Origin of the sequence: Fulvivirga ligni, assembly GCF_021389935.1 — a bacterium.
Classification (GTDB): Bacteria; Bacteroidota; Bacteroidia; order Cytophagales; family Cyclobacteriaceae; genus Fulvivirga; species Fulvivirga ligni.
In genome coordinates, this window is the sequence record NZ_CP089979.1 from 6,111,000 (window position 1) to 6,134,457 (window position 23,458).

The window sequence follows — 23,458 nt, forward strand, 5'->3', positions numbered from 1 at the left end:
AGTTAAGAGGCTGTACCATTTACAGCTTTATACCATCAATACAGCCTCAAATTATTTAGATGGAGCGAATATGCTTTTCAATTGATCGATCACCTGGCCGTTTCCAGTTACAGTGATCTCACCGATTTTATCAGCGATTTTTTCTACGTACTCCATTTCTTTTAGCTTATACAACATGTCGTTGTCTTCCATCAACTTTGCAGTGTTTAGCAAGCTCCTGGTGGAAGCAGTTTCCTCCCTCCTGGTAATAACATTTGCCTGAGCTTGTTTTTGAGCAACCAAAACCTGATTCATGATATTTTTCACATCACCAGGTAAGATCACATCTTTCACACCACAATCCTTGATTTTAACACCAAGTGCTATAGCCTTTGCTTCAAGAGCATTCATCACATAATCTCCAATCTCATCTTTTTTCTCTAGCAATTCATCTAAAGAAAAAGTACCCACATACTCCCTGATGGCTAATTGCACTAAGGTGTACAATTGTCTCTCGTAGTCCTTATTAGCAATCACAGCCTTCTCAATATCCACCACTCTGTATTGAACCATAAAATTGATTCTCAAAGCAGCTTTATCACTGGTAAGGATTTCCTGACCGGTAATTTCTAACTGTACTTGCCTTAAGTCTACCCTTGAAATAGAAACCTCCTGAGCATTTTTCCAGAAGTAATAATCACCTGGCCCAAGGATTTTACTCACCTTATTATCAATGAATAATACGCCTTTTTCAAATGAGTCGATTTTGCAGACTCTTATATATGGTACAAGTTCTTTTATCTTCACAGAAACCAAATCGATATTTTCAGTGATATCCACTTTACTCAAGTCAGCTACCACAAATTTCCATTCGGTTACTCCCTTCCAGAAAGCGTATCTCCCTGGAGTAAGCACTCCGCTAAAGTTTCCGTTTACATATTTCAAGACTATCTGACTATCCTTTACTTCAACCACCTCTAATAAGCCTTTAAGCTCAGAGTCTTTTAAAAGGATATTCAAATCTACGGGCCACATAAAGGCCCCACTTCTATCATACTGAACCACTCTTTCAAATGGACTGATCCAGTACTTACCTTCGGTAATTACTCTCTGGTAATCACCATTTCGGAAAACCAATCCTACTTTTCCGGCATTGATCTTTGTCCTCATCATGATCATACTTTTTTTAGGTCAAAACTTCATTTATCATCATTGGTCCAATAATTTAAGTTTAAAGAAAATGTCAAAGGCTAACCATAAGCCAACGGCGGAGTTGCGATTAAGCACAGCATTTTCGAATGGTTCTTTAGTATTAAGCCTTCGAAGGCCGCCTACACTTCGAGTGCCTCAGTGTGACTACTTGGGGCGATCACACATCGATAATAAAAGGTAGCACCTTCAGAGAGCTACTTAGCTAAAGAAGCATTTGAAAAATGAACCATGAGGTATCCTCACACATCAGGGCCTTAACCTATTTTTTGAGTAAATCTGCCAGAGACTTACAAAGGCGGCCTTTGATCATTTTCAATGGTGTCAAATTTTAAAGAGTTCGACAGACTCTCCTATTTGGATTTTGAGCCCAAACAAAAACCACGTTAACAGCATGGTGTACTCTACCACTGAGCTACTTTATCCAGCCTTTTCAGGAGATAAAGACGGGAATCGAACCCGCGACATTTAATCTGTTGTTCTAACCACTGAACTACAATGACTACATCGTCAAAGGAAGGAATCGAACCTTCGTCCCACAGAACCGTGAAGAAACACGAACTCACAATAAGCAGTATATCCCGAAGGACACTGTGGTGCCCTACAGAAACACTCACCTTAGTCTTATTGCAGCCATTTTCCTCATGCTTCTACCTTTTCGGTAAAAGATTTTTAATGTTGTGGCTATCTCATATTGAGACCTTCAAAATCTTCTTTATTTTGAATAGAGAAACATTTCGAGTACCTCAATGTGACATTTCATAATCAAGTAATTACTTTTCAAACAGCCCTAATTTTGTGGTGATTGCAGGATGCGAACCTACAACCACCAGAATCTGACAAACCGCTATTCCAAAGGAGCTTTATCAAACATCACAGCACAAACGGAGTACTGCTTGTGGTCTTTAACCACTCTCCTATGTTTTTCAGGAGACACCCGTTTTGCCTCTCCCGTGGTTTACCAATCGGATAGACTTTTTCTATCCTTTCACTTTATATTTTAATTTGGGCATAAAAAAACCCCGACCTTATTCAGGACGGGGTTCAATGATGCTCTTAAAGAATATCACCTATTCCGTATCCTGAAATTTATATTTTCAACATTCCATACTTGTGGACTACCCAGGTGTGAACAAGACGCACCTCTCCCCTGAAGAAAAATACCAATACCAAATATTATTCTGTTTTCTGTCATAAGCAGGAATTTTTATCGCATAAAAAAACCCGGACTTTATAGGCCCGGGTTTAATTTATCTATTCAAATAAATTAATATCTACCGGACCTATACCTACAAAAATCTATGCTTAACCCATATTTCGTGGGTTCCATGCGATTGATATGTTGTGTGTATAGTTTCATTTGTTTCTCTGTTTGTGAGTGCAAGTATCGTAAAAGGATTTTATAAAACAAAATATTATTTTGAATTTATGCTTTATACAGAATCAGTCAAAATAAAGATAGTGATTCTAATATGATTGGTTACAACATAAAAAAAGCCGTCCTTTTTACAAGAGACGGCTTTTATATAAATTATCAAAATATGGTCATGTTCGTTTAAGAAACTTAAAAGTTTCTTTAAAATGTCCTTCTTTGTCTCTAATTGCCAGGAAGTAATATCCAGGAGCCAGGTCTTCTACCTTTACTCTATAATTGTTTTCTTCTATCTTCTCTATAGGAACTTCTACAACATTACCAATGATATTATGCACGGTAAATGAAGCACTTTTCAGATTAGAGTTCTCGATCTTAACATTTAGATAGCTTATAGTAGGATTTGGGAAAAGCTTTATTTCGTTCTTTTTCACCTCCAATGAAGCCTTATTGAAGCGGTTCATCTCAACATTTTGGGCAAACGCAGAACTTGCGCCCAAAAGCATTGATAATGAAAGTATAGTTAACAGTATATTTTTCTTCATAGGTTTTGGTTTCAATTCTCCAATGAAGTCCGCAAAAATTGATCCAGAATTATAATGCCTAACAATATTAGTTCTTTGCAATCGTTACAATGGACACTTTTATGGTTACGTAAGCAAAGAGTAAAATGTTTAGAATTTAATTTAACAATTTTAAAGCAGAAGGCAAATTTTTCACAAGGTCTGATGCTATCATACCTGTAAATCCTTTTTCCTCAGCGGCCAGATCACCTGCCAGGCCATGAACAAAAACGCCCATACAAGCAGCATTTTTAGGATTATACCCCTGCGCTAATAATGATGTCACCACCCCAGTAAGTACATCTCCAGCTCCGCCTGTAGCCATACCTTGATTACCGGTACTATTAAAAAAAACTTCACCCTCAGGTGTGGTAATAGAAGTATGCGCCCCTTTTAGCACTACGATGATGCCATAGGTTTTTGAAAATTCTTTTTGTATTTCCAATCTTTCAAAATCATTTTTCCATTCACCTACCAGACGCTGAAACTCTTTCGGGTGTGGAGTAAATATGGAATTCTGTGGAATCAGCTCCAACATCTCTCTATGTTCTGAAATAATATTCAATCCATCCGCATCTATCACCATCGGTTTATCGAAAGACTGAATGGCCTGCATGATACTGTACATGGTCTCTTGCTCCTTACCTATTCCTGGCCCTATACCAATGGCATTGTACCTCGACTCATCCGTATAGCTGGTTAGAAAATGATCCCTCTCATCTACTTGAGCCATAGCTTCAGGTACAGACATCTGCATAATCTCATAACCGCACGAAGGAATATACATGGTAAGCAAGCCCACCCCTGACCGTACCGCCGCACTGGCAGATAGTACAGCAGCCCCCATCTTTCCGTAGCTGCCTGCCATAATTAGAGCCCTGCCATTGTCTCCTTTATTAGAAAACTTCTTTCTTTTTTTAACCAGTGACTTAACATCATTAATTGACAAGTATTTATAGCTCGATTCAAGACCATCAATCCCGTTTTGGGATAATCCAATATCTTTTATAATCCAATCACCAACGTATTCTGAATTTTCAGGCAGTAAGAAAGCCAGCTTGGGAAGCTGAAAGGAAATTGTATAAGCAGGTTTAATCACAGCTTTTTGCTCAGTAGGCCGATCAGCAAACAGACCGGAAGCAATATCTACAGAAACCACTTCTTGCTCTGCGCTATTAATGGCAGTGATTACTTCTGCATACAAACCCTCTACAGGTCTGCTAAGGCCTGAGCCAAAAATTGCATCTACTATTAGATCATAATGATCAAAGCCTGGAATTTCAGAGGAACTAGTTATCTCTTTAATATCCACCAAATCTTCAAGACGCTGCAGATTAACTTTAAAATCATTGGAAGATTTATCTGATTTGCGAACTACAAACACCTGTATTTTATAATGGCGCTCATGCAACATTCGCGCTATAGCCAGACCATCACCTCCATTATTTCCAGTACCACAAACTATGACTATATTATGCTTGGGGTCATACTTTGAAATAAACCAGTCAACAAAAGCGGCAGAAGCCCGCTCCATTAAATCAATAGATGATATAGGTTCGTTCTTTATGGTATACTGATCTAATTGTCTTGTTTGCTCAGCTGTTAGAATTTTCATGTGCTTAAGTTTTTATCAGCGACATGAAATTAGCTGTCAAGTTCCTGATATTGAGATACAAAATCAGAAATTAAACTCATTTCATGTCAGTTTTTATCGATAGGTTGAGACATGAAATGATGTATTCATGCTATCTATCAACCTCTCCGAGTACGATATCTATAGAGCCTAAAATGGCTATTAAATCGGCTATCATACTCCCTTTTGATAACTCTGAAATAATGGAAAGGTTTACATAACAACACGATCTTGCTTTGCACCTAAATGGCACGTCACTCTTACCATCTGCACGGAAGTAAAAACCAAGTTCACCTTTAGGGTTTTCAGCTCTGGTGTAGATTTCCTGAGCCTTAGGCCTGATCTTTTTAGGAACCAATGCCTGAGGATCAAAATCACGAGTTCTCTTGTGCTCGCCTTTTAGTTTCTGAATACATTGTTCTATGATCTTGAGCGACTCATGGATTTCCAGAACCCTCACATAAGTTCTATCCCAGCAATCTCCTTTAGTCCCTACTAAACCTTCACCAACTGGAACATCAAAATCTATTTCTGGGTAAACGGAATAGCCATCTACCTTTCTTAAATCATAGCGCAAGCCAGAGCCACGAAGCATAGGGCCGGTAACACCATAGTTAATGGCCAAATCCAGCGGAAGCACACCAATATTAGCTGTTCTCTCTACGAAGATTTTATTATCAATAACCAGCCTCTTAAGCTCATCAAGCTTAGGCCTCAGGTAATCAACAAACTGCTGACATCTGTCTTCAAAACCTACAGGTAAGTCATAAAACAAGCCACCTACCCAGATGTAATTATATAGCATACGAGCCCCACTGGCCCATTCTAATAACCTTTGGATGTGCTCACGATCGCGCATCATCCATAAAAACGGCGTGAAAGCTCCAATATCCATAGCGTAAGTACCAACAGCCACAAAATGAGAGGCCATTCTATTTAACTCCGCCACCAATACCCGAATATATTCTACTCTCTTCGGTATTTTATCAGTAATGCCCAGCATCTTCTCCACACCCATAGCCCAGGCATGCTCTGAATTCATGGCCGTGAGATAATCCATACGATCTACGTAAGGTATAGTCTGGTTATAAGGGAGAGACTCAGCATGCTTTTCAAAGCAACGATGTAGATAGCCCAAATGCGGCACCACATCCCTGATAATCTCACCATCAGTGACTATCTCTAACCTCAATACCCCATGCGTAGATGGGTGTTGCGGCCCGAGATTGACCAACATCTCCTCACTTTTAAGGTCTTTCTCCTGATATTTATTAGGTTCAGACTTTAAAAGGTTGTCTTCTTTATATTGATATTGAATTTGGTTAGCCACAGTTTAGTATTCTACTTTTATGCCCCGGTAATATTCCTGATGCTTATAATCTTTTCTTAAAGGATGACCTTCCCAGTCGGCAGGCAATAATATTCTGCGCAGATCCGGATGACCTTCGAAGTGTATGCCCAGCAAGTCATAGGTTTCTCTCTCATGCCAATCGGCTGTTTTCCAGATACTTACCATAGAAGCCACCACTGGTTTTTCTCTAGGAAGCACCACTTTAAGCATTAAGGCATGTTCAAAAGGAATAGAGTAGAAATTATAGATCACCTCCATTGTGTTTGCCTCAGGGCCATTATCAACCCCGGTAATGCAGGAAAGCATATCGAAGAACAGGCTCTCATTACTATATAAGCTCTCGGCAACCTGAATTAAATCTTCAGCATTGATTACAATCATTTTAGGTGAAGATAATTCATTGACCTCCTGGATCACTTCATCACCACATGATTGACGGATTATGTTGATTATATCTTCAAACTGCATCTTCTTCTTTCATTAGTTCCTCCAAAGCAGTTGGCGCCATGAGGGTTTCGTTACGGATTTTTTCATGCAATTTCAAAAAGCCACCTATAAGCGCTTCTGGTCTTGGCGGGCAGCCCGGCACATAAACATCTACAGGGATAATTCTATCTACACCTTTCACCACATGATAGCCATGTTCCCAATAAGGACCTCCACAGTTGGAACAAGATCCCATAGAGATAACATATCTAGGCTCAGACATTTGCTCATATAAACGCCTGATTCTATCCGCCATTTTAAAGGTTACGGTGCCTGAAACGATCATTACATCCGCCTGCCTGGGAGAGGCACGAGGAGCCATACCAAAACGATCCATGTCATAAGTGGCTGCTCCAGTAGTCATAAACTCGATGGCGCAGCACGCCAAGCCGAAAGTCATGGGAAACATTGAGGAAAGCCTGGCCCAATTAATTAGGTCATCGACTTTAGTAATAATTACACCTCCACTGTTAAATTGCTGATCCAGTAATCCCATATAATATTATTGATTTAGCTTTTGCCTGACTTGTATTTCTGATTGATCTTATCATACAAGCTGCCTGGCACTGGAGATTTAAAATCTGACTGCACCATTTTTGATTTAGGCCATTCCAGATATCCCTTTACCCAGGCATAAGCTAACCCTAAGGCAAGAATTAAAATAAATACAAACATTTCAATAATAGAAAACCATCCCCACAAGCCATCAGTCTGCTCTATTAGCTCCTTATTGCCAAAGACAGTAGCCCAGGGAAACAAGAAAACTATCTCCACCTCAAATAGCAGAAACAAAAGGGCTATAACGTAAAATCGTATATTGAAACGATTCCATCCGGAGCCCACAGGCTGCTCACCACTTTCATAAGATTCCAGCTTTTCCGGATTAGGTCTGTTTGGTCTTACCAGCTTCGAACTGATAAGTCCTCCGAGTACAAAGACAAACCCTCCTATTAAGAAGATAAGTACACCACCGAAAGCTGATATTTGTTCATTTTCCATTATCAAACCAAAGATAATAAACAGATCGATGTTTCATATGTATCTCACTTATTTTCACACCTCTACATTCACATAAAACAGCAAGCTTAATAGATTACTTTTTTCTATTCTATCATAGTTACAACTGATTTAAATCATTGTATATCACCACCATGATTGCCGTAATTTGTACAACAAACAAAGACCAAAAATCATGACTGTGAATAACAAAAAGAACATAGAAAAACTAAATGTATTACTTGCTGACTATCAGATTTATTATCAAAATCTGAGGGGATTTCACTGGAACATCCAGGGTAAGCATTTCTTTCAACTGCACGCTAAGTTTGAAGAGCTATATCTTGACTCAGCACAGAAAGTAGATACTATAGCTGAACGAATTCTTACCATAGAAGGTAAGCCGCTGCATTCCTTTGAAGACTACATTAGCACGGCCACCATCAAGGCAAAAAAAGATGTACATGATGGAGAAGGTGCCGTTTCTGGAGTAATAGATGATTTGAAAAACATCATTGAACTGGAAAGAGAAATTAAAGAAATGGCCGCTGAAAGTGGTGACGACGCTACCGAAGATTTAATGACAGGCTTTATAGATGAGCAGGAAAAAACATTATGGATGATGAAAGCCTGGCTTAAATAATAAGCCTCAAACAAGAATCATATACAATCAAGCAAAGCTGTCTGGAGTGATTTTAACTCTGGGCAGCTTTTTTTCATAAAAATTTTAGCTCCAAAAATCCTACTGACATACTGCTGTCACTCCACCCTATTTTCTTTGAATCATAAACTTTAAAAATCACAGAAACTATGGAAGTAATAACAATGGATTTGATGCAGCTATTATTATCTGAAATGGAACGCGAAGCCGTAACCACAAAAAAGATGTTGGAGCGCATTCCTGATGATCAGCTAGATTATAAGCCTCATGAAAAGAGTATGGCTATGAGATATTTGGCGACTCACATAGCTGAAATACCTACATGGGTACCCATGATATTGAATACTGAAGAGCTTGATTTCAAGGAAAACGAATATGTACCCAAAGAAATTAAGAATAACGCTGACCTCATGAAACTCTTTGAAGACTCATTGGCCTCCGGCAAAGAAGCACTCAAGAAGGCAGAAATCAGTCAATTAGAAGATCATTGGACAATGAGAGATGGTGATAACATCTTTTTTAAGGATACAAAATATGAAATGATAAGACATACCTACTGCCAGATTGTGCATCACAGGGCACAGCTTGGGGTGTATCTTAGATTACTGAACGTACCTATTCCGGGCAGCTACGGACCTAGCGCCGATGAACCATCATAAATCATTGCAGAGTGGACATTTTGAATAACATGTCCACTCTTCTTTATAAGCAATGAGTAACTGTTTATATTGCAGTGAAAATTGCTTATTCATGACCAACCCAAAAACCGTACTCATCCTCGGGGCCAACTCTGATGTGGCCAAGGCCGCTATCAAAATCTATATTCTGGAAAAGAAATATCATGTGGTTGCTGCTTCCAGAAATATTAAGCAACTAAAGGAGTTTGGCCAGGAGAATCAATTACCAGCTGATCAATTGACCATATTAAGCTTCGATGCCGTAGATTTCGATAGCCATGAAGCTTTTTATAAAAATCTTCCCTCCAAACCACATATAGTAGTGTATGCCGCTGGCTATTTAAAGGATAATGAGGAAGCTCTTAGAGATTTCGATGGAGCCTTTCAGATGATGAAGGTGCACTATGCAGGTGCTGTTTCTATCATTAACCGCATAGCCATGGATGAATCCAACACCAATCTGGAGCAGATTATAGGCTTATCTTCCTTATCCGGGGTAAGAGGCAGAAAAAGCAATTTCATATATGGTAGCACCAAATCAGCTTTCACTCAATATTTTGCAGGGCTGAGGCAGTATCTTGCTCAGAGAAAAATTAAGGTGAATGTAATTGTAGCTGGCTACATCCGCAGCAAAATGACCGATGGCCTAGACCTGACTGAGTCATTGATGCTGGAGCCAGAGTTGATCGCCAGAGCAGTGGTGAAGGCGAATAGAAAATTTATTATAGTTCCAGGATATAAATGGAAAGCGATTTATAACATTCTGAGAGTACTGCCGGAGCAACTGGTAGCTAAATTGCCTTAAAAAACAGGAGGTTCCCAATAAAAATCGGGAACCTCACTGAACTTGGAATTAGGCTGAATTATAATCTTTAACAGTCTGTATTGGATCTAAAACTCCAATGCCAACCAGACCCTGAATAGTCATAAATATAGTAGTAGTGGCGCTTATTCACCCTACACCCGAAGATGCTTCTACCACTGTAAATATAATAATTATAAACATATCCTACTGGCAAATCCACGCTGAATAATTCTTTTCCATCAGCAAGACCTTGTAAGCGAATCTGTGTGCCCTGGAAGGGATAAACGTACACTCTTGATCTTGTACAATCAGCCCAGGCGTAGTTATAACCAGGACCATACCTATTTAAAAGACAAGCCTTATAACCATTATAGAAACTTGGGAAGTTACAGTAGTTATTAAAAAACCATACATCATTCAAACCTTCTTGCTTTACAGTAGGCTCGCCCTGAAGATCAGAAAAATAATCGCCTTGCTCTGCTAATTCCTGCTGAATAGCTTCATCATCTTCCTCCATTTTAAGCTCGAATTTATCTTCCATCTCTAATATTTCAGTAGGAATAGAAGCTCCCGGAGCTAATTTTCTATGAATCTCAGCAAAAGTTAAGCCTTCTACCTCTTCATTTAGTAATGGCTCACCACCTGGTTTAAATTTTTCCAGCACCGCTATATCATCTCCGTTTGAAATGAACTGCAACGTGTTATCCGCTACGGTAATTTCTGAAATTACCCTTTGACCTGTCTGAGACTGATCTTCCGTTTTGATTGATTGAGTCTCCTCTTCCTGACAAGCCCACATAAGACTTACCATCATAATTACACTTAAATACTTTTTCATAATAACCACCTGTGTTTAGTTGAACAAAATGTTTACACAAATTTGAGAAGAGCCAGAACGACAATCCAGGGCCATATCCCTGAGATTATGCGAGGAAAAACAACCTTTAGCCACAGGGGAAAATCATCCGAAAGAGATTAACAAATCATACTTTACATTGAAAAAATATAATTGATTTTAGTTTGAAAATTAGCATCAACTTTATACATTAGACTCATTATCAACCTTTAACCCAATTTTTTATGAAAAAAGCAACAACATTGCTTCTTCTTATTATAGCACTTCTCAGTGCTTGTAGTGAAGAGGAGCGATTTGAACCTGAACCGCTGACCGTAGAAGAGATGACATTTATTCAAAACAGCTTGGATGACCATTTCAATCAGTTAAATAACACTGAGATCAGCAACGTGAAAGAAAAATATAACAGCGTAGATCTATTCATACAAAATGGAACGGCCGCTGAGAAAGGTCTCTTTATGAAAAAGAATTCTTTCTCTCTTGATTTGTTAAGAAAGCTTCAACAAACCTCATTAGGTGCGTTCGAATTGTATAGCACAGACAAATCTAAAATTAAGATTCCTGCTAACGGATCAGTAGACCCAAGTTGTGCTACTGATTGTAGAGTAGCATCTTATGAGCTTTGGTTAGAAGTTTTCAATAGCTATAAAGATGCTAAACAAGGCGAAAAATATGCAGATCTAAAAGCCAGCTGGTACTATAAAAACTGTATGCTGAGCTGCAACGAGTAACCTAACCTATACCTACCAGAGGCTGTTTTAATAGTGGGGTTGTACCTAATATCAACCAAACTAGTGAAGCAGCCTCTTTTTATTTAAAAAAGTACGCATACAGCATATATAAAAGACTTATCCACCCCTTCAAAACAACAAAATTTTGCTTAATTTTAATAAAGTAAACTTAACCGATTGAACCATGTCTAGTATTGTAAGCACCTATTTAAACTTCCCGAGAAATACTGAGGAAGCTTTTAATTTTTATAAAACCGTATTTGGTACTGAATTTCAAGGAGATATCATGAGAATAGGTGACGCACCCGTTCCGGATGGTGCCCCACCGTTATCTCAAGAAGATAAAAACCTGGTGATGCATGTAACCCTGCCTATACTTGGCGGCCATCTTCTTATGGGCACCGATGCACCAGAAACGATGGGATTCAACCTCATAAAAGGTAACAACATGCATATCAGCCTACATCCTGAGAGCAGAATGGAAACCAGGAGACTGTTTGATGCGCTGTCTGAAGATGGGCACATTACCATGGAACTGACAGATATGTTCTGGGGCGATTATTTTGGCAGCTGTACAGATAAGTTTGGCATCCATTGGATGTTCAATTGCCAGGAGAAGCCTGAATAATAAATTGCCTTCGCAGCACTGAAAATACTGCGAAGGCCTTAATATCAATCCGCTAAAAAGCTCTGCTCTAATTCCTGCAAAGCCTTCAACTGCTTTAATTCCTTTATTACCCCTTTTCTAATGATTAGAAATAAGATTATCATAATGAAAACATATCCTATGTCCATCAAATAGATATATTTTAAGTCTATATACCTCATAAATTCGGGCGTGAGCATATACCAGCCAATAGAGTACAGTGTGACTATAGCAAATGTAACAGGGCCATGAATGGACTTGCGCCAATTATAAAAATCCGCTGCTTTGCCAGTTGATTTAGCGGCATTATCGTCATAAATTATTTTAGACGCTTTAGCATGGCTAATCAATTCAATAAGAATTCTTAGCAACAGCCCACCAATCATAAAACCAATCCCTACCCTACTAAAAGTATCTTGCAAAGGCGCCAGATAATAAAAAAACATAGCTAAGCCAACCACTACCAGACTTAAGATAACGGTGTTAGCTATGTGATCCTTCTTCGACTTAGCATAGCTACTTTTTGCTTTATTCAACATGCCATCAGCCGTCAATCTTGATGACGCCGAAACCCTGGCCTTTCCCCAATTCTCTTTTAACTTATCAAAACTATTATCCATGATTACTAAGTAATTGATTGAGTTTTTTCTTAATTCTTGAAATCTTGACCCTCAAATTTCCCTCTGAAATACCAACGATTGTGGCTATTTCAGCATACTCTAATTCATCGAGCACCAACAAAATGATCACTCTATCCAGCTCTTTTAGTTGGCCTATAGCAGAGTACAGGTGACTATAATCCTCATGCGTACTATCATCTGTCACCGAAGGCACATCGCTCACCTCTGTCTTTGAAGCATTCCTTTCTTTTCTGATGTGCAAGAGACAGGTATTGACACAAATTCTATAAATCCAGGTCTTCGGTGCCGATTCTGATCTAAATTTTGGTAATGCAGCCCACACTTTCACGAATGTTTCCTGCGTCAGGTCATTGGCCAAATCTCTGTCTCCTTTGGAATATCCCAGGCAAAGCGAGAAAACCATCTCCTGATATGAATTAAAATATGCTTGAAACTTCTCCTTAAGTAACATTATTGATTTAAGAATGAATTTACCTGATCATAAAACCATTCAGGCTGATCAAACATAATGAAGTGCTTACTATCTGCAGCCACTTTAATCTCCTTATTTCCCAGATTGGCATACTGATCATTCATAGTTTTCAAGGCCTGCTCTTTACCAAAAGCATCAGCAGAAAGCACCAAAGTGGGGATATCAATAGAAGGCAACTTCTCTCGCAAGTCTAATTTCAAAAGTTCCACATATCCTTTCACATAAATTTCCCGGTCAGTTTGCATAATGTAGTCAACTAATAAAGATTGCTTATCAGCCTTATTAGTCATTCCCTGAGCCATTTGAACCGCCATAACACTAAGTGCCGAATCTGTCATATTCAGCAGCTGCTGACTGTAGGGATTATCTGCCGAAATCTGACTCGCTGGCACCTGAGGCATCATCACCGCCCTAATACATGGAAGAGCATCGACCAAAATCATTTTCTCAATTCTATCAGGTTGGTCACTCGCCAGATCAATAGCTAACATACCGCCCATGCTGTGCCCTATGATAATGGCTCCCTGAATATTTTCATCTTCCAGGTATTTAGAAAGACCTTTGCTAATAGTGTCATACCATGGAAGACCTATAGAAGGCACGCCTTGAAATCCTGCATAGGTAAATTGATAGGTTTTGTATTTTTTATCTAAAGATTTTATGGTAGCATCCCAAACTTCACCAGGGCAAGTAAAGCCTGGCAAAAAGATTATTGGCGTGCCCTCTCCTGAAACCTTCACTTTAAAAGATGAGTCTTGCGCGCTCATCGAACCAATGACAATGAAGGACAGTAAGAACGAAAGTGCAATTAATTTTCTCATTATATCTAAGTTTTTGTGGCTTAGATACGGCTGACTCTCATTTGTTACACTTATCCGAAAATATTTTTTATTAGTTAGAAAGATAACCGTATTTATCCAGCAGCACCTTCTTGCTCATAGGGTTATCAGTGAGACCGAGCGCTAGTTCCAGGTGTTTTCTGTGAGCTACGAGATCAATGTCTTTATAGAGCTCTAAGAGCAGGCACTGATACTGAAAGTTATCAGCCATTTTTAACTTCAAGGCTTCCGGCAAAGCCTGATCATAACCACGTGCTTTCGCCATAGCAAATGTTCGATTTACTGCTCGCGTTAGAGAGTATTCAACCCTCAATAGTAAATTATAAGCCTGGAAAATATTTTCCCATTTTGTATGCTCACTAATTTTTTTTCTTGTGTGCCAGTAGGCTATAACTGCCTCAAGATAATATTTATGAGTTTTATCCTCAGCCGCCTTAGCTAAGTAAAACTCACCTTTAGCTATCAGGTCTTTATCCCAGAGACTTTTATTTTGTTTTTCGAATAGAATAAACTCACCTTTATCATTGACCCGGGCATCGAATCTTGAAGCATGAAAGCAAAAGAGCGACATTAACCCAAATGTACCCGGTACGCCAGTAAGTTTACTTTCACACATGAGAAGCAACAAACGCATGGCCTCATAACAGAGATCTTTTCGAATAGTATAAGATGGATTTGAAGAATAATACCCTTCGTTAAAGAGTAGGTAAATCACCAAAAGAACATTATCTAACCTTTGTGAAACCAAGTAATCAGTGACATTAAAATCATGAACATTAAAATCCTTAAGGTTTTGCTTCGCTCTAGTTAATCGTTTGTTAACATTTGCCTTTGTAGTTAGCAGAGCATTGGCAATTTCGTCAATATTAAATCCACAAAGAATACGTAAAGCTAGTACTACTTGAGATGAAGTAGTATTGGAAGCATCGCATACAGCGAAAATCATTTTGAGCTGGCTGTCTTGAATATTTGCTTCACTAACATCTAAATCTGCCGCTGAAAAACTCTGCTGAGTCTTAGCCAGGTAGGTGGCCACTTTACTATCAAACACTTTTTTATGCTTGAAGTGATCTTTGCAAGCGTTCTTAGCCACAGTATATAGCCAGGCTTGAGGCTTTTCAGGCACACCTTTGAGCTTCCAGGATTCGGTGGCTTTGAGGAAGGTGTCACTCACTATGTCCTCAGCCAGATCTATTTGATCAAGCCCATATTTATTACAGATTACAGCAACAAGCTTGCTGTATTCCGTCCTAAATAAGTCTGGGATAAGCTGATCCGGCATAGCGGCAATATTTATAGATTAATGTAGGGCACCTCAATAAGTTTTGAAATGCCCTTTAAGTTTTAAGCATCAAATACCATCACATCTCGTACTTCCACGGTGCCGCCGTTTAGAAATATAGGACACCCTTTAGTCATCTTCACTGCCTCTGCCAAAGTTTCTGCTTTTACCGTGGTGTAGCCGCCGATATACTCTTTCACCTCTACGTAAGGCCCATCAGATACTACTGTGTCTTTTGTTACGGTTTGCCCTTCAAAGCCCAATGCGTCGGTAGCCACTAACTTATCCTGGGCGGCTATACCACCGATCCAGTCATTCCAAAGCTTGACGGACTGCTGCATTTCTTCAGGAGAAGGCTGTGGAGCATCATTTCTTTCATTACGGAAAATCATCATAAATTCTTTCATAACAATATATTTTAATGGTTTATGCTTAGATGACGATCGACTTAAATTGAATAGAACATAGTCTGAAATATTTTTTCAAGAGCCTAATCAATAATAACATCCTCGCGCACATTTGCTTTCCCTCCCCAAGTGGTATAAGTATACCGATAGTAGTATTTTAAGGCCGGATCATTTCTAATGGATGATAATTGTAAGTACTTATTTTCGAAGCTTTTATAAGTCATAGATTGACCAGGAGTAGGATCCACCCTTACCCAGCCAAATTCCTGAAGATAAACCTCCGCCCACGAATGCAATGGTGTATTTCCATAAGATGTGGTTATACCATCTATAACCCGTGCTGGTATGCTGTCAGCTCGACAGAGCGCCACAAACAAGTCGGCAAACTCAGTGCAATCTCCAGATTTGCTCTGAAAAGCTTTTGCAGCTCCTTTTACTTCTGCAATGTACCCTTCATAGTAAAGGTAATTCCGAACAAAATCGAATATGTTTCTTACTGCTTTCTGCTCATCTTCATCCGCTAATTCCATAGCCTGGCGTTTAATTTTAGCGTTGGATATCTCGATATATTTCTCCTCCTGAAGATACTGTGGCATCATCTCAATTGGAATATCGTTGACCTTCTGCTTTTTAATTGAAGCCAGATCATATTTAAAAAGCTCAGCTTTAAACTTGATAGATATCTCAGCCTTCTCTCCCAAATTCTTCATTACAAATACTGCATAAAGATTTTCTCCACTGCTAAATGTATCGCTGGGCTGAACTGAATAGGTGAGCTCACTTATACTTTGCCTGCCCGCAAGACTCTTGGGAATTTGATGTATTATCCTTAAACTATCAATAGCATCCGTAGCGGGCTCTATCGCTAATTTAAATTCTATATGGTGTTCATTCTTTTGAGCCTTTACCACTAGACCTGAAAAGCAAACTATAACTACCACCAGTTGGATTTTAAGAAAGGATTTTAATAAGATCTGTTTTTTCATCGTGATTGAGCTAAAAGCCAGGGTATTAAAGTTTTTTCTCTCCCCACATTCTCCCAGCTGTTGTGTTTAACGCCAGGATAGGAAGTAAATTTCACTTTCTTACCTCCTTGTTTAATAATAGCATCATAAACCTGCTTTGAATACTTTATGTCTACCACGTCATCATTTTCTCCGTGAAAAAAACACAGCGGCACATCCAGCATATTAGAAACCTGATCTTTACTGCCACCACCACACACCACATAGGCAGCAGCAAACTTTCCCGGCTCTTTCTGAAGGAATGACAAAACGCCAAATCCACCCATTGAGATGCCATATATATAGACCCTATTTGGGTCAATAGGATATACCTCCATGATGGAGTCTAATAATTCCAGAGTTTGCTGAGCATCTATGCTATGCTGATCAGACCAGGTATTTCCCCAACCCTGATCAGGATTAGTACATTTAGGAGTAAGTACAAAGCAAGAATAATCGGACTGCACGGGCTTTTTATACCACTGCAAATCTCTTGATACGGTATCGGAACTACCATGTAGATAAATAACTAAGGGATAAAGACCGTCCCAATCATAATCTCCAGGCTCAAAAAGTCCATAACGGGTAGATTTATAGAAGCCTTCATGATATTCAGAATATTTCTCTGAAAGCTGAGCATGAACGCAAGAAAGAGACACCAGTACAAATATTAGACATATCTGGCAGGTCTTCATAAGGTTAGATTAGAGGTTTAGCTCATCAATATAGTAAATTTATTAATGCTTAATAATTCCTTTGGTACTGACTTTCATTATTTCCCATTGCCCTTGCCCCTTTTCAACGGCATAGGTCAGCTGCTTCAAGTCAGGAGTAAGGTATGGGTTCCCCTGACTGTTCTCATTAATGCTCTTCGGAAAAGGCATTGGCCTTGACCAAACGCCGTCACCATTTTTTTCACAGTAATACAAATCCAAAGATTCTCCTATGGCGGCAAAAATCAGATATCTCCCATCAGCAGAAACATAAGGTGTGCAATACCCGGGGGCATTAAGTCCTTCAAAAGTCATCTTAGTGGCTTCGGAATATGCTCCATTTTCGAAAGCAGAAGAATAGATATGCATATTAGAATAGTCCGGCTCACTGGCATGAAAATACATGGTGCCATCCGGCATTAAAGTCGGGTGAGAAAGCAATTTATCTCTCAGATTAGTAACCTCAACATATTCAGGCTCACCCCAGCTACCCTCAGTCTTTACACTTTTCCAAATATGCCAGGTATCCGATACATCAGAACCAGTAGGTCGAGTAGAGCTAAATACAAGCGTCTGTCCATCAGGAGAAAAGCTCATGCCATGTTCGCTAAAGTCAGAATTAAAAAAAGCCGGCTCCGCAGCGTGCCAAGTGCCATCTACATATTTACTTACCAACACATCGAACTTTGCAAAAGCTGTATCCGAAACAGTGAAATAATACTCCTGAAGATCATTAGAGAATATTCCCCTGTGAATAAGTTGACCCGCCGGCACCAACTCAGGCATTAAAGAAATGGGTTTACTGGCTGAAACATGAATGTAGGGCATGGCCGATTGCTTTTTTGGCTGTTGGGGTTGACAGGCTAGAATAATTAGAATCAATAGGGAAACCGAATGTCTAATATTCATGAATTATGAAAAAACGATTAATCTTCTTTATTTTCCTCGGTTAAATAAACCATATTTTTGTTAAAAGATGGCAATTTATCGCCTAAAACAGAGAAAAATTCTATATCAGCATTCTCGACTGCTGATAATGCTTGCTGTAGAATATCGGCACCCGCATCGGTTAGTTTTATTACCTTGGCCCTTGTATCTGTAGGGTGCTCATGCCTGCTTATAAAGTTTTTATCTTCCAAAGTCCTCAGCACTTTAGATACCATCATACGATCAGAATTACTTTGCGTGGCAATGTCCACCTGAGTAACCACATCACTCTTTTTACCAAGCCAGCCCAACGCCGCCAGCAACACAAACTGTGTGTGCGTGATGTTCAATGGATCAAGCACTCTTTTTTGTTTGCGCTGCCATAGCATAGTGAGCTGCCCCAGCAGATAGCCCGGACTTTCATTAGGACTTTTAAATTGAAATTCGATCTCTTTAGGCATATTGTTGATGAAGCATTTTTGACGAAATTAAGTCAAAATCATGTTTATTGACCTCAAAAAATCCAAAACGAAACGGATATCCCCATTTTTGTTTATTCTGAATGAAATGAAGATCATCAATCAACGGGAGAATTGAAACATCATCCGTTGTAAAAAACTCTATATTACGTCTGGATGGGCAAAAATCTTCAGACACTTGAAATTGATATATTTCATCATCAATCACTTTGCCTAACGCTGTAAATTCCTGACACTTTTCGGGTTTACCAAAACTCAGCTTTCCAGAATAGTAAATCACAAAATCTCCGGTACGCATTCTTTTAAGCGGCGCCACCTTACCATGACAGGCCTGAGCAATACCTTGCTCAATGCCATTTTTCACATGATCTTTAGATGCCACCAGCATCCAATATTTAACTTCTCTGTCCATCTCACTTAACCTCCAAAAATGTGAGTTTATATCCATCCAGATCTTTTACATGAAAAGCGCGACCAAATGGCGTTTCAATTATGGGGCCTGCAGTGCTCACACCTTTTCCTGCCAAATCTTTCTTCAACACTTCCACATCCTCATCTACAGCAAACCATAGAGCTGATCCCACACCTACTTCTTTTCCTTCAATGGGTTCCAGTGGTGTTCGGATAGCAAAACTAGCCTCCCCTTCCTTGTACTTAAAAACATAAGCCTGAGGATTACTACTTCCTACCTCAAAGCCTAACTGATTAGTGTAAAAATCTTTAGATGCCTCCAAATCCTTCACTTGTAATGATGCAAATGTTAATTGTCTCATGATTTTAAAATTTTATTGTTGTCACAAATATAATATACACGACAACAATATAAAAATTAATTATCATCATTAATTGAATTTCAGTGCTTCTCATTTAACGCTTACTCAGCTGAAAGCCATCTGCAGTTTCCACAACCTGCCATTCAGGTGCTAATTCCAATTGCCAACCTGAGCCACTAACTTGTGAAATAGAAATTTTTTTAGGTGCTGAAACAGTTACTTTGCTCCAATCTGACGCAAGCAGGGCTCCATCTGTAACGGTAAGTACTCCCCAATTATCAGTGACCCGTAAATTAGGATAAACCGTACCCAACTCTTCTAATGGCGTGATATTTCTAGGATCAAATGATATATTCATATTCTGGAATGGTAGCTCAAGTACTGGTTTTTCACTGAATTTGACTTTTAGCTGTGCTATTTTCTCAAGTCTCATTTTTTCCCGCTCCCTCTCTTGGTTCAATATCTGCTCATAGCTATAATCATTAGACATAGCGATTGTGTCTATTGACGAGTTTTCATCAATGCTTACTGAAAATTTTTCCACGAAAAAGTCTGACAAATTAGTGCCCTTATGGATTTGACGATGCCATCCTGGTAAAATTGAATTGAGCATAAATCCATATATGGGCACAGTTTGATAGGCGAAGGAGCGAACGAAGGTGGGATTCTCAAAGAATACATTCTTGCTTTCTATTAAATGCGTAATTATTGCAGCATTATCTCTACCGCTCAGCATCAAACCTGTAAATTCAGCCAGCCCCTCGTTTAGTTCCAAGGAATTCTCTGCCTCTTTTAATTCAGGCGTCGCCTGTCTCCTATCCCTAAACATTAGCGCATTTTCTATATGCTGTAAGCGTAATGAGTCATCATCAGCCAGCAGGGCTTTTTCTAGTGCCTGCAACTCCAATCTCAGAAGAAGCCTTCCTTGATATGTATCCAGATGGGCATTATCTCTTTCCTGAAGAGAATCAAAACCGATAGCGGGTTGAAGCCTATGAAATAATTCATGAATTACTAAGTTATTACGGGCTACTCCTCTTTCCGGAAGCGGCAAAACCAGCATAGACCAACGCTTCCCATTCCAGTTTAAGGCTGTATTGGCAGTATTTATGGCATCCGGGAGACTATCGGTAAATATTGAACCAACCGCCTTAAAGCCCTTTATATCGCTGTCTTCATTTGAATAAAACACCCTGGTATCGGCGTCAACTATAATAATTGGGCCATTAAGTTTCTCACCCCACATTACACCATTATCTAGTTTGAGCACACTATCCACATCCTGGAAAGTAGATAAGATATCCTGTTCTAATGAAGATAAACTTTCGGTAGAAGCTGCTAAATTATCTTCCGATGACTTTACATTACACGCTACCAGAACCGTAGCTATCAGAGCATATAGGAGCTTATTCATATGTATTCTTTTATTTACACCACCATCTTATTTCTTAAACTCAACCCGATAAGCCAATCCCTGCTGATCACTTGAGTTTTTAATGGCATGAGGCCCTTCGGCATCCATGAGATCACCATGATTTAACACCTCCTGAGGCATTTGCGGTATGGGAATACTATCTTCTATAATGAAATTATCTCCTTTGACATTGTATTTATAATAAGTCATAGGAGTGGCATGAGTAAACCACATCACACTTTTCCATTCATGGACATGCATCGGTTCAGTTTGATTAGCTTCCAATATAACCTGAAGGATTCTTACACTGGAGTCTTCATAGACAATTTTATGACTTTCAGGCGCAGCTTTTAACGCATCCAGGCTATCTGCCCAGTTCCAGTTAGCTTCATTTTTAGTTGAAGGCATAACCAGCTCTTCCTGATCAGCCGGATTTGCAGTGGCATTTTCTGAAACCATGAATTTGGCGGTGGTGAAACCCAAAATTCCACCAATTACGAGCCCGATAAGTAGATATGATATTTTCATTAGTTTGTTTATAATAACATATCAATCTAGCTGATTTTCAGATTATTTCATAGCAGATTTCAGCAATACCACCACCTCTTAAGACCTAGATACGCTTTTCCTCTAACCCTCTCCCAACTGCTCCCCAAGCTTCTTTGGAGCGACTATACAATAGGCAGCCACCAGGACATCACTAAGTAATTGCTCATCGACCTCACTTAACTCAACGATCGTCCATCCTTGTTGTCCCCATTTATTATCTACCGGATAAATAGCGGGATTAACGGCTGAAAAATCGCTCTGTTTTTCTTCAGATAGCTTCAGGGTGGCTCTGGCGTTTTTCTCATCATAAGTGGCGAATATTTTATTCTTTACTCTAAATGATATTTTCTCAAAGTGAGGATCAACAGTAACTTCCGGGAAGGAAAGAGCTATTTTTCCCAGAGTTGTGAAGGTGGTCATAATTTATGATATGCTTTGAAACGCAGGCATTCAACTACCCAGCCCATCCCTCTCTATCCAGACTACGGTATTGGATAGCTTCGGCTAAATGTTCTATTCTTATCTGGTCAGCATCGGCAAGGTCGGCTATGGTGCGGGATACTTTTAGGATGCGGTCATAGGCGCGAGCGGAAAGGCCAAGCTTTTCCATGGCTGTTTTAAGCAGTTTGCGGCCTGCTTCGTTTATTTCGCAGACGTCTTTCACCATTTGGGAAGGCATCATGGCATTGCAATGGATGTGCTGCTTATCTTCAAACCTCTGGATCTGTCTTTCACGAGCTTTAATTACTCGAGTCCTGATGTCTTCACTGCTTTCCGTTTTTCGATTGGCAGTCATTTCATCGAAGGATACCGGTGTTACTTCTACGTGCAGATCAATTCTATCTAGCAAAGGACCGCTTACTTTGCTCAAGTATCTCTGTACTACACCTGGCGCACATACACATTCCTTTTCAGGGTGATTATAATACCCACAAGGACAAGGATTCATACTGGCTATTAGCATAAAATTAGCCGGGTAATCCAGCGAAATACGTGCTCGAGATATAGTCACCCGCCTTTCTTCCATAGGCTGACGCATAACCTCTAATACAGTACGCTTAAATTCCGGAAGTTCATCCAGAAACAACACACCATTATGAGCCAGCGAAATCTCACCAGGCTGAGGATTTCCGCCACCGCCAACCAGGGCCACGTCGCTTATGGTATGATGAGGTGCACGATAAGGTCTGGTGGATATGAGGCTAGCCTCTGCGCCTAGCTTACCTGCTACAGAATGAATCTTGGTAGTTTCCAGTGCTTCATGAAGTGATAAAGGCGGCAGTATAGATGATAACCTCTTGGCTAACATGGTTTTACCAGCCCCAGGAGGGCCAATCATAATAGCATTATGACCACCAGCTGCTGCTATTTCTAACGCCCTTTTAATGTTTTCCTGACCCTGAACATCTTTAAAATCAAAGTCATAATTATTTAGCTCGGCCATAAACACATCACGTGTGTCTATTTTCAGCGGCTCTATCTGAAGGTCTTCTTCAAAGAAATCAACGGCCTCTTTAATATTATCCACCCCAATGATATCAAGATCATTAACTATGGCCGCCTCTCGAGCATTTTCTTTGGGTAATATAAAGCCTTTGAACTTGTTCTTCCTGGCCTCAATTGCTATGGGTAGTACGCCTTTGATCGGCCTGAGCTCTCCATCTAGCGAAAGCTCACCCATAATCACATATTGAGAAAGGTGCTTGGCCTGTATTTGATCTGATGCTTGTAATATGCTTAGCGCTATGGGTAAGTCATAGGCACTACCCTCCTTCTTTATATCGGCGGGTGCCAGATTTACTACCACCTTTTGGCGTGGCATTCTAAACCTGTGAAATTTGATGGCTGACTCTACGCGGTGTTCACTTTCCTTTACTGCACTATCTGGCAGGCCACTCATATGGAATTTAGTTCCCTGACCTACATTTACCTCAATGGTAATGATCCGTGCATCGACTCCGTAAACTGCCGCTCCAAAAGCCTTTGCCAACAT

28 protein-coding genes and 1 tRNA gene are annotated in these 23,458 nt (G+C 39.6%); 5 read left to right on the top strand and 24 right to left on the bottom strand.

The features are described from left to right. Window positions 1-51: 51 nt before the first annotated feature. The 8 genes from LVD16_RS25940 to LVD16_RS25975 all read right to left on the bottom strand — a co-directional run bounded on the left by LVD16_RS25940 (window position 52) and on the right by LVD16_RS25975 (window position 7,592). Entirely contained in the window at window positions 52-1,152 is a 1,101-nt protein-coding gene (locus LVD16_RS25940) for a slipin family protein (RefSeq protein ID WP_233771207.1), read from the bottom strand. A gap of 481 nt (window positions 1,153-1,633) precedes the next feature. Beyond that, a tRNA-OTHER gene (locus tag LVD16_RS25945) sits at window positions 1,634-1,683 on the bottom strand. A gap of 1,050 nt (window positions 1,684-2,733) precedes the next feature. After that, complete coding sequence (locus LVD16_RS25950; protein ID WP_233771208.1) at window positions 2,734-3,105, bottom strand: T9SS type A sorting domain-containing protein; 372 nt, start codon at window positions 3,103-3,105, stop codon at window positions 2,734-2,736. A gap of 136 nt (window positions 3,106-3,241) precedes the next feature. Next, window positions 3,242-4,738 carry an NAD(P)H-hydrate dehydratase gene (locus LVD16_RS25955; protein ID WP_233771209.1) on the bottom strand — a complete coding sequence of 499 codons (1,497 nt, stop codon included), beginning with the start codon at window positions 4,736-4,738 and terminating at the stop codon, window positions 3,242-3,244. 130 nt (window positions 4,739-4,868) lie between these two features. Further along, complete coding sequence (locus LVD16_RS25960; protein ID WP_305038993.1) at window positions 4,869-6,086, bottom strand: NADH-quinone oxidoreductase subunit D; 1,218 nt, start codon at window positions 6,084-6,086, stop codon at window positions 4,869-4,871. A gap of 3 nt (window positions 6,087-6,089) precedes the next feature. After that, on the bottom strand, window positions 6,090-6,575 hold the full coding sequence (locus tag LVD16_RS25965) for an NADH-quinone oxidoreductase subunit C (protein ID WP_233771210.1): 486 nt from the start codon (window positions 6,573-6,575) through the stop codon (window positions 6,090-6,092). Continuing rightward, window positions 6,565-7,089, bottom strand: coding sequence for an NADH-quinone oxidoreductase subunit B (locus LVD16_RS25970; RefSeq protein WP_233771211.1), 525 nt, complete (start codon window positions 7,087-7,089; stop codon window positions 6,565-6,567). The genes LVD16_RS25965 and LVD16_RS25970 overlap by 11 nt, the downstream gene beginning before the upstream one ends. A 14-nt stretch (window positions 7,090-7,103) precedes the next feature. Beyond that, on the bottom strand, window positions 7,104-7,592 hold the full coding sequence (locus LVD16_RS25975) for an NADH-quinone oxidoreductase subunit A (RefSeq protein WP_233771212.1): 489 nt from the start codon (window positions 7,590-7,592) through the stop codon (window positions 7,104-7,106). 193 nt (window positions 7,593-7,785) lie between these two features. On the opposite strand from LVD16_RS25975, the gene LVD16_RS25980 reads away from it, so the two are divergent. The 3 genes from LVD16_RS25980 to LVD16_RS25990 all read left to right on the top strand — a co-directional run bounded on the left by LVD16_RS25980 (window position 7,786) and on the right by LVD16_RS25990 (window position 9,732). Next, complete coding sequence (locus tag LVD16_RS25980; protein ID WP_233771213.1) at window positions 7,786-8,232, top strand: Dps family protein; 447 nt, start codon at window positions 7,786-7,788, stop codon at window positions 8,230-8,232. Window positions 8,233-8,399: 167 nt separating this feature from the next. Beyond that, window positions 8,400-8,909, top strand: coding sequence for a DinB family protein (locus LVD16_RS25985; RefSeq protein WP_233771214.1), 510 nt, complete (start codon window positions 8,400-8,402; stop codon window positions 8,907-8,909). 91 nt (window positions 8,910-9,000) lie between these two features. After that, window positions 9,001-9,732: an SDR family NAD(P)-dependent oxidoreductase gene (locus tag LVD16_RS25990; protein WP_233771215.1), complete on the top strand. Its 732-nt coding sequence runs from the start codon at window positions 9,001-9,003 to the stop codon at window positions 9,730-9,732. 67 nt (window positions 9,733-9,799) lie between these two features. Here LVD16_RS25990 and LVD16_RS25995 read toward each other — a convergent pair whose 3' ends face one another. Beyond that, on the bottom strand, window positions 9,800-10,570 hold the full coding sequence (locus tag LVD16_RS25995; protein ID WP_233771216.1) for a hypothetical protein: 771 nt from the start codon (window positions 10,568-10,570) through the stop codon (window positions 9,800-9,802). Window positions 10,571-10,812: 242 nt separating this feature from the next. Between LVD16_RS25995 and LVD16_RS26000 the strand changes: the two genes are divergently transcribed. Then, window positions 10,813-11,319 carry a hypothetical protein gene (locus tag LVD16_RS26000; RefSeq protein ID WP_233771217.1) on the top strand — a complete coding sequence of 169 codons (507 nt, stop codon included), beginning with the start codon at window positions 10,813-10,815 and terminating at the stop codon, window positions 11,317-11,319. A gap of 184 nt (window positions 11,320-11,503) precedes the next feature. Further along, complete coding sequence (locus LVD16_RS26005) at window positions 11,504-11,947, top strand: VOC family protein (RefSeq protein ID WP_233771218.1); 444 nt, start codon at window positions 11,504-11,506, stop codon at window positions 11,945-11,947. Window positions 11,948-11,991: 44 nt separating this feature from the next. On the opposite strand, the gene LVD16_RS26010 is transcribed toward LVD16_RS26005, so the two are convergent. The 15 genes from LVD16_RS26010 to LVD16_RS26080 all read right to left on the bottom strand — a co-directional run bounded on the left by LVD16_RS26010 (window position 11,992) and on the right by LVD16_RS26080 (window position 23,458). Further along, on the bottom strand, window positions 11,992-12,585 hold the full coding sequence (locus tag LVD16_RS26010) for a hypothetical protein (RefSeq protein ID WP_233771219.1): 594 nt from the start codon (window positions 12,583-12,585) through the stop codon (window positions 11,992-11,994). Further along, window positions 12,578-13,057, bottom strand: coding sequence for an RNA polymerase sigma factor (locus tag LVD16_RS26015; RefSeq protein WP_233771220.1), 480 nt, complete (start codon window positions 13,055-13,057; stop codon window positions 12,578-12,580). Before LVD16_RS26015 ends, LVD16_RS26010 begins: the two co-directional genes overlap by 8 nt. Beyond that, the gene (locus LVD16_RS26020; RefSeq protein ID WP_233771221.1) at window positions 13,057-13,899 is read right to left on the bottom strand and encodes an alpha/beta fold hydrolase; all 843 of its coding nucleotides are present in this window, start codon (window positions 13,897-13,899) and stop codon (window positions 13,057-13,059) included. The genes LVD16_RS26015 and LVD16_RS26020 overlap by 1 nt, the downstream gene beginning before the upstream one ends. 70 nt (window positions 13,900-13,969) lie before the next feature. Next, on the bottom strand, window positions 13,970-15,199 hold the full coding sequence (locus tag LVD16_RS26025) for an RNA polymerase sigma factor (protein ID WP_233771222.1): 1,230 nt from the start codon (window positions 15,197-15,199) through the stop codon (window positions 13,970-13,972). A gap of 62 nt (window positions 15,200-15,261) precedes the next feature. Beyond that, window positions 15,262-15,606 carry a YciI family protein gene (locus LVD16_RS26030; protein WP_233771223.1) on the bottom strand — a complete coding sequence of 115 codons (345 nt, stop codon included), beginning with the start codon at window positions 15,604-15,606 and terminating at the stop codon, window positions 15,262-15,264. A gap of 83 nt (window positions 15,607-15,689) precedes the next feature. Continuing rightward, a complete protein-coding gene (locus LVD16_RS26035) occupies window positions 15,690-16,592 on the bottom strand; it encodes a transglutaminase-like domain-containing protein (protein ID WP_233771224.1) in 903 nt (300 codons plus the stop codon). Continuing rightward, the gene (locus LVD16_RS26040) at window positions 16,589-17,305 is read right to left on the bottom strand and encodes a carboxylesterase family protein (RefSeq protein ID WP_233771225.1); all 717 of its coding nucleotides are present in this window, start codon (window positions 17,303-17,305) and stop codon (window positions 16,589-16,591) included. The genes LVD16_RS26035 and LVD16_RS26040 overlap by 4 nt, the downstream gene beginning before the upstream one ends. 42 nt (window positions 17,306-17,347) lie before the next feature. Then, a complete protein-coding gene (locus LVD16_RS26045; RefSeq protein ID WP_233771226.1) occupies window positions 17,348-18,151 on the bottom strand; it encodes a TolB family protein in 804 nt (267 codons plus the stop codon). Window positions 18,152-18,249: 98 nt separating this feature from the next. Next, the gene (locus LVD16_RS26050) at window positions 18,250-18,711 is read right to left on the bottom strand and encodes a MarR family winged helix-turn-helix transcriptional regulator (RefSeq protein ID WP_233771227.1); all 462 of its coding nucleotides are present in this window, start codon (window positions 18,709-18,711) and stop codon (window positions 18,250-18,252) included. Then, a complete protein-coding gene (locus LVD16_RS26055; RefSeq protein WP_233771228.1) occupies window positions 18,704-19,141 on the bottom strand; it encodes an EVE domain-containing protein in 438 nt (145 codons plus the stop codon). The genes LVD16_RS26050 and LVD16_RS26055 overlap by 8 nt, the downstream gene beginning before the upstream one ends. 1 nt (window position 19,142) lies before the next feature. Continuing rightward, complete coding sequence (locus LVD16_RS26060; protein WP_233771229.1) at window positions 19,143-19,502, bottom strand: VOC family protein; 360 nt, start codon at window positions 19,500-19,502, stop codon at window positions 19,143-19,145. 94 nt (window positions 19,503-19,596) lie between these two features. Beyond that, window positions 19,597-20,916 (bottom strand): hypothetical protein, encoded by a 1,320-nt coding sequence (locus LVD16_RS26065; RefSeq protein ID WP_233771230.1) that lies wholly within the window; start codon window positions 20,914-20,916, stop codon window positions 19,597-19,599. A 27-nt stretch (window positions 20,917-20,943) separates the two neighbouring features. Further along, a complete protein-coding gene (locus LVD16_RS26070) occupies window positions 20,944-21,444 on the bottom strand; it encodes a hypothetical protein (RefSeq protein ID WP_233771231.1) in 501 nt (166 codons plus the stop codon). Window positions 21,445-21,546: 102 nt separating this feature from the next. Then, window positions 21,547-21,885, bottom strand: coding sequence for an MmcQ/YjbR family DNA-binding protein (locus LVD16_RS26075; RefSeq protein WP_233771232.1), 339 nt, complete (start codon window positions 21,883-21,885; stop codon window positions 21,547-21,549). Between the two features lie 34 nt (window positions 21,886-21,919). Beyond that, entirely contained in the window at window positions 21,920-23,458 is a 1,539-nt protein-coding gene (locus LVD16_RS26080; protein ID WP_233771233.1) for a YifB family Mg chelatase-like AAA ATPase, read from the bottom strand.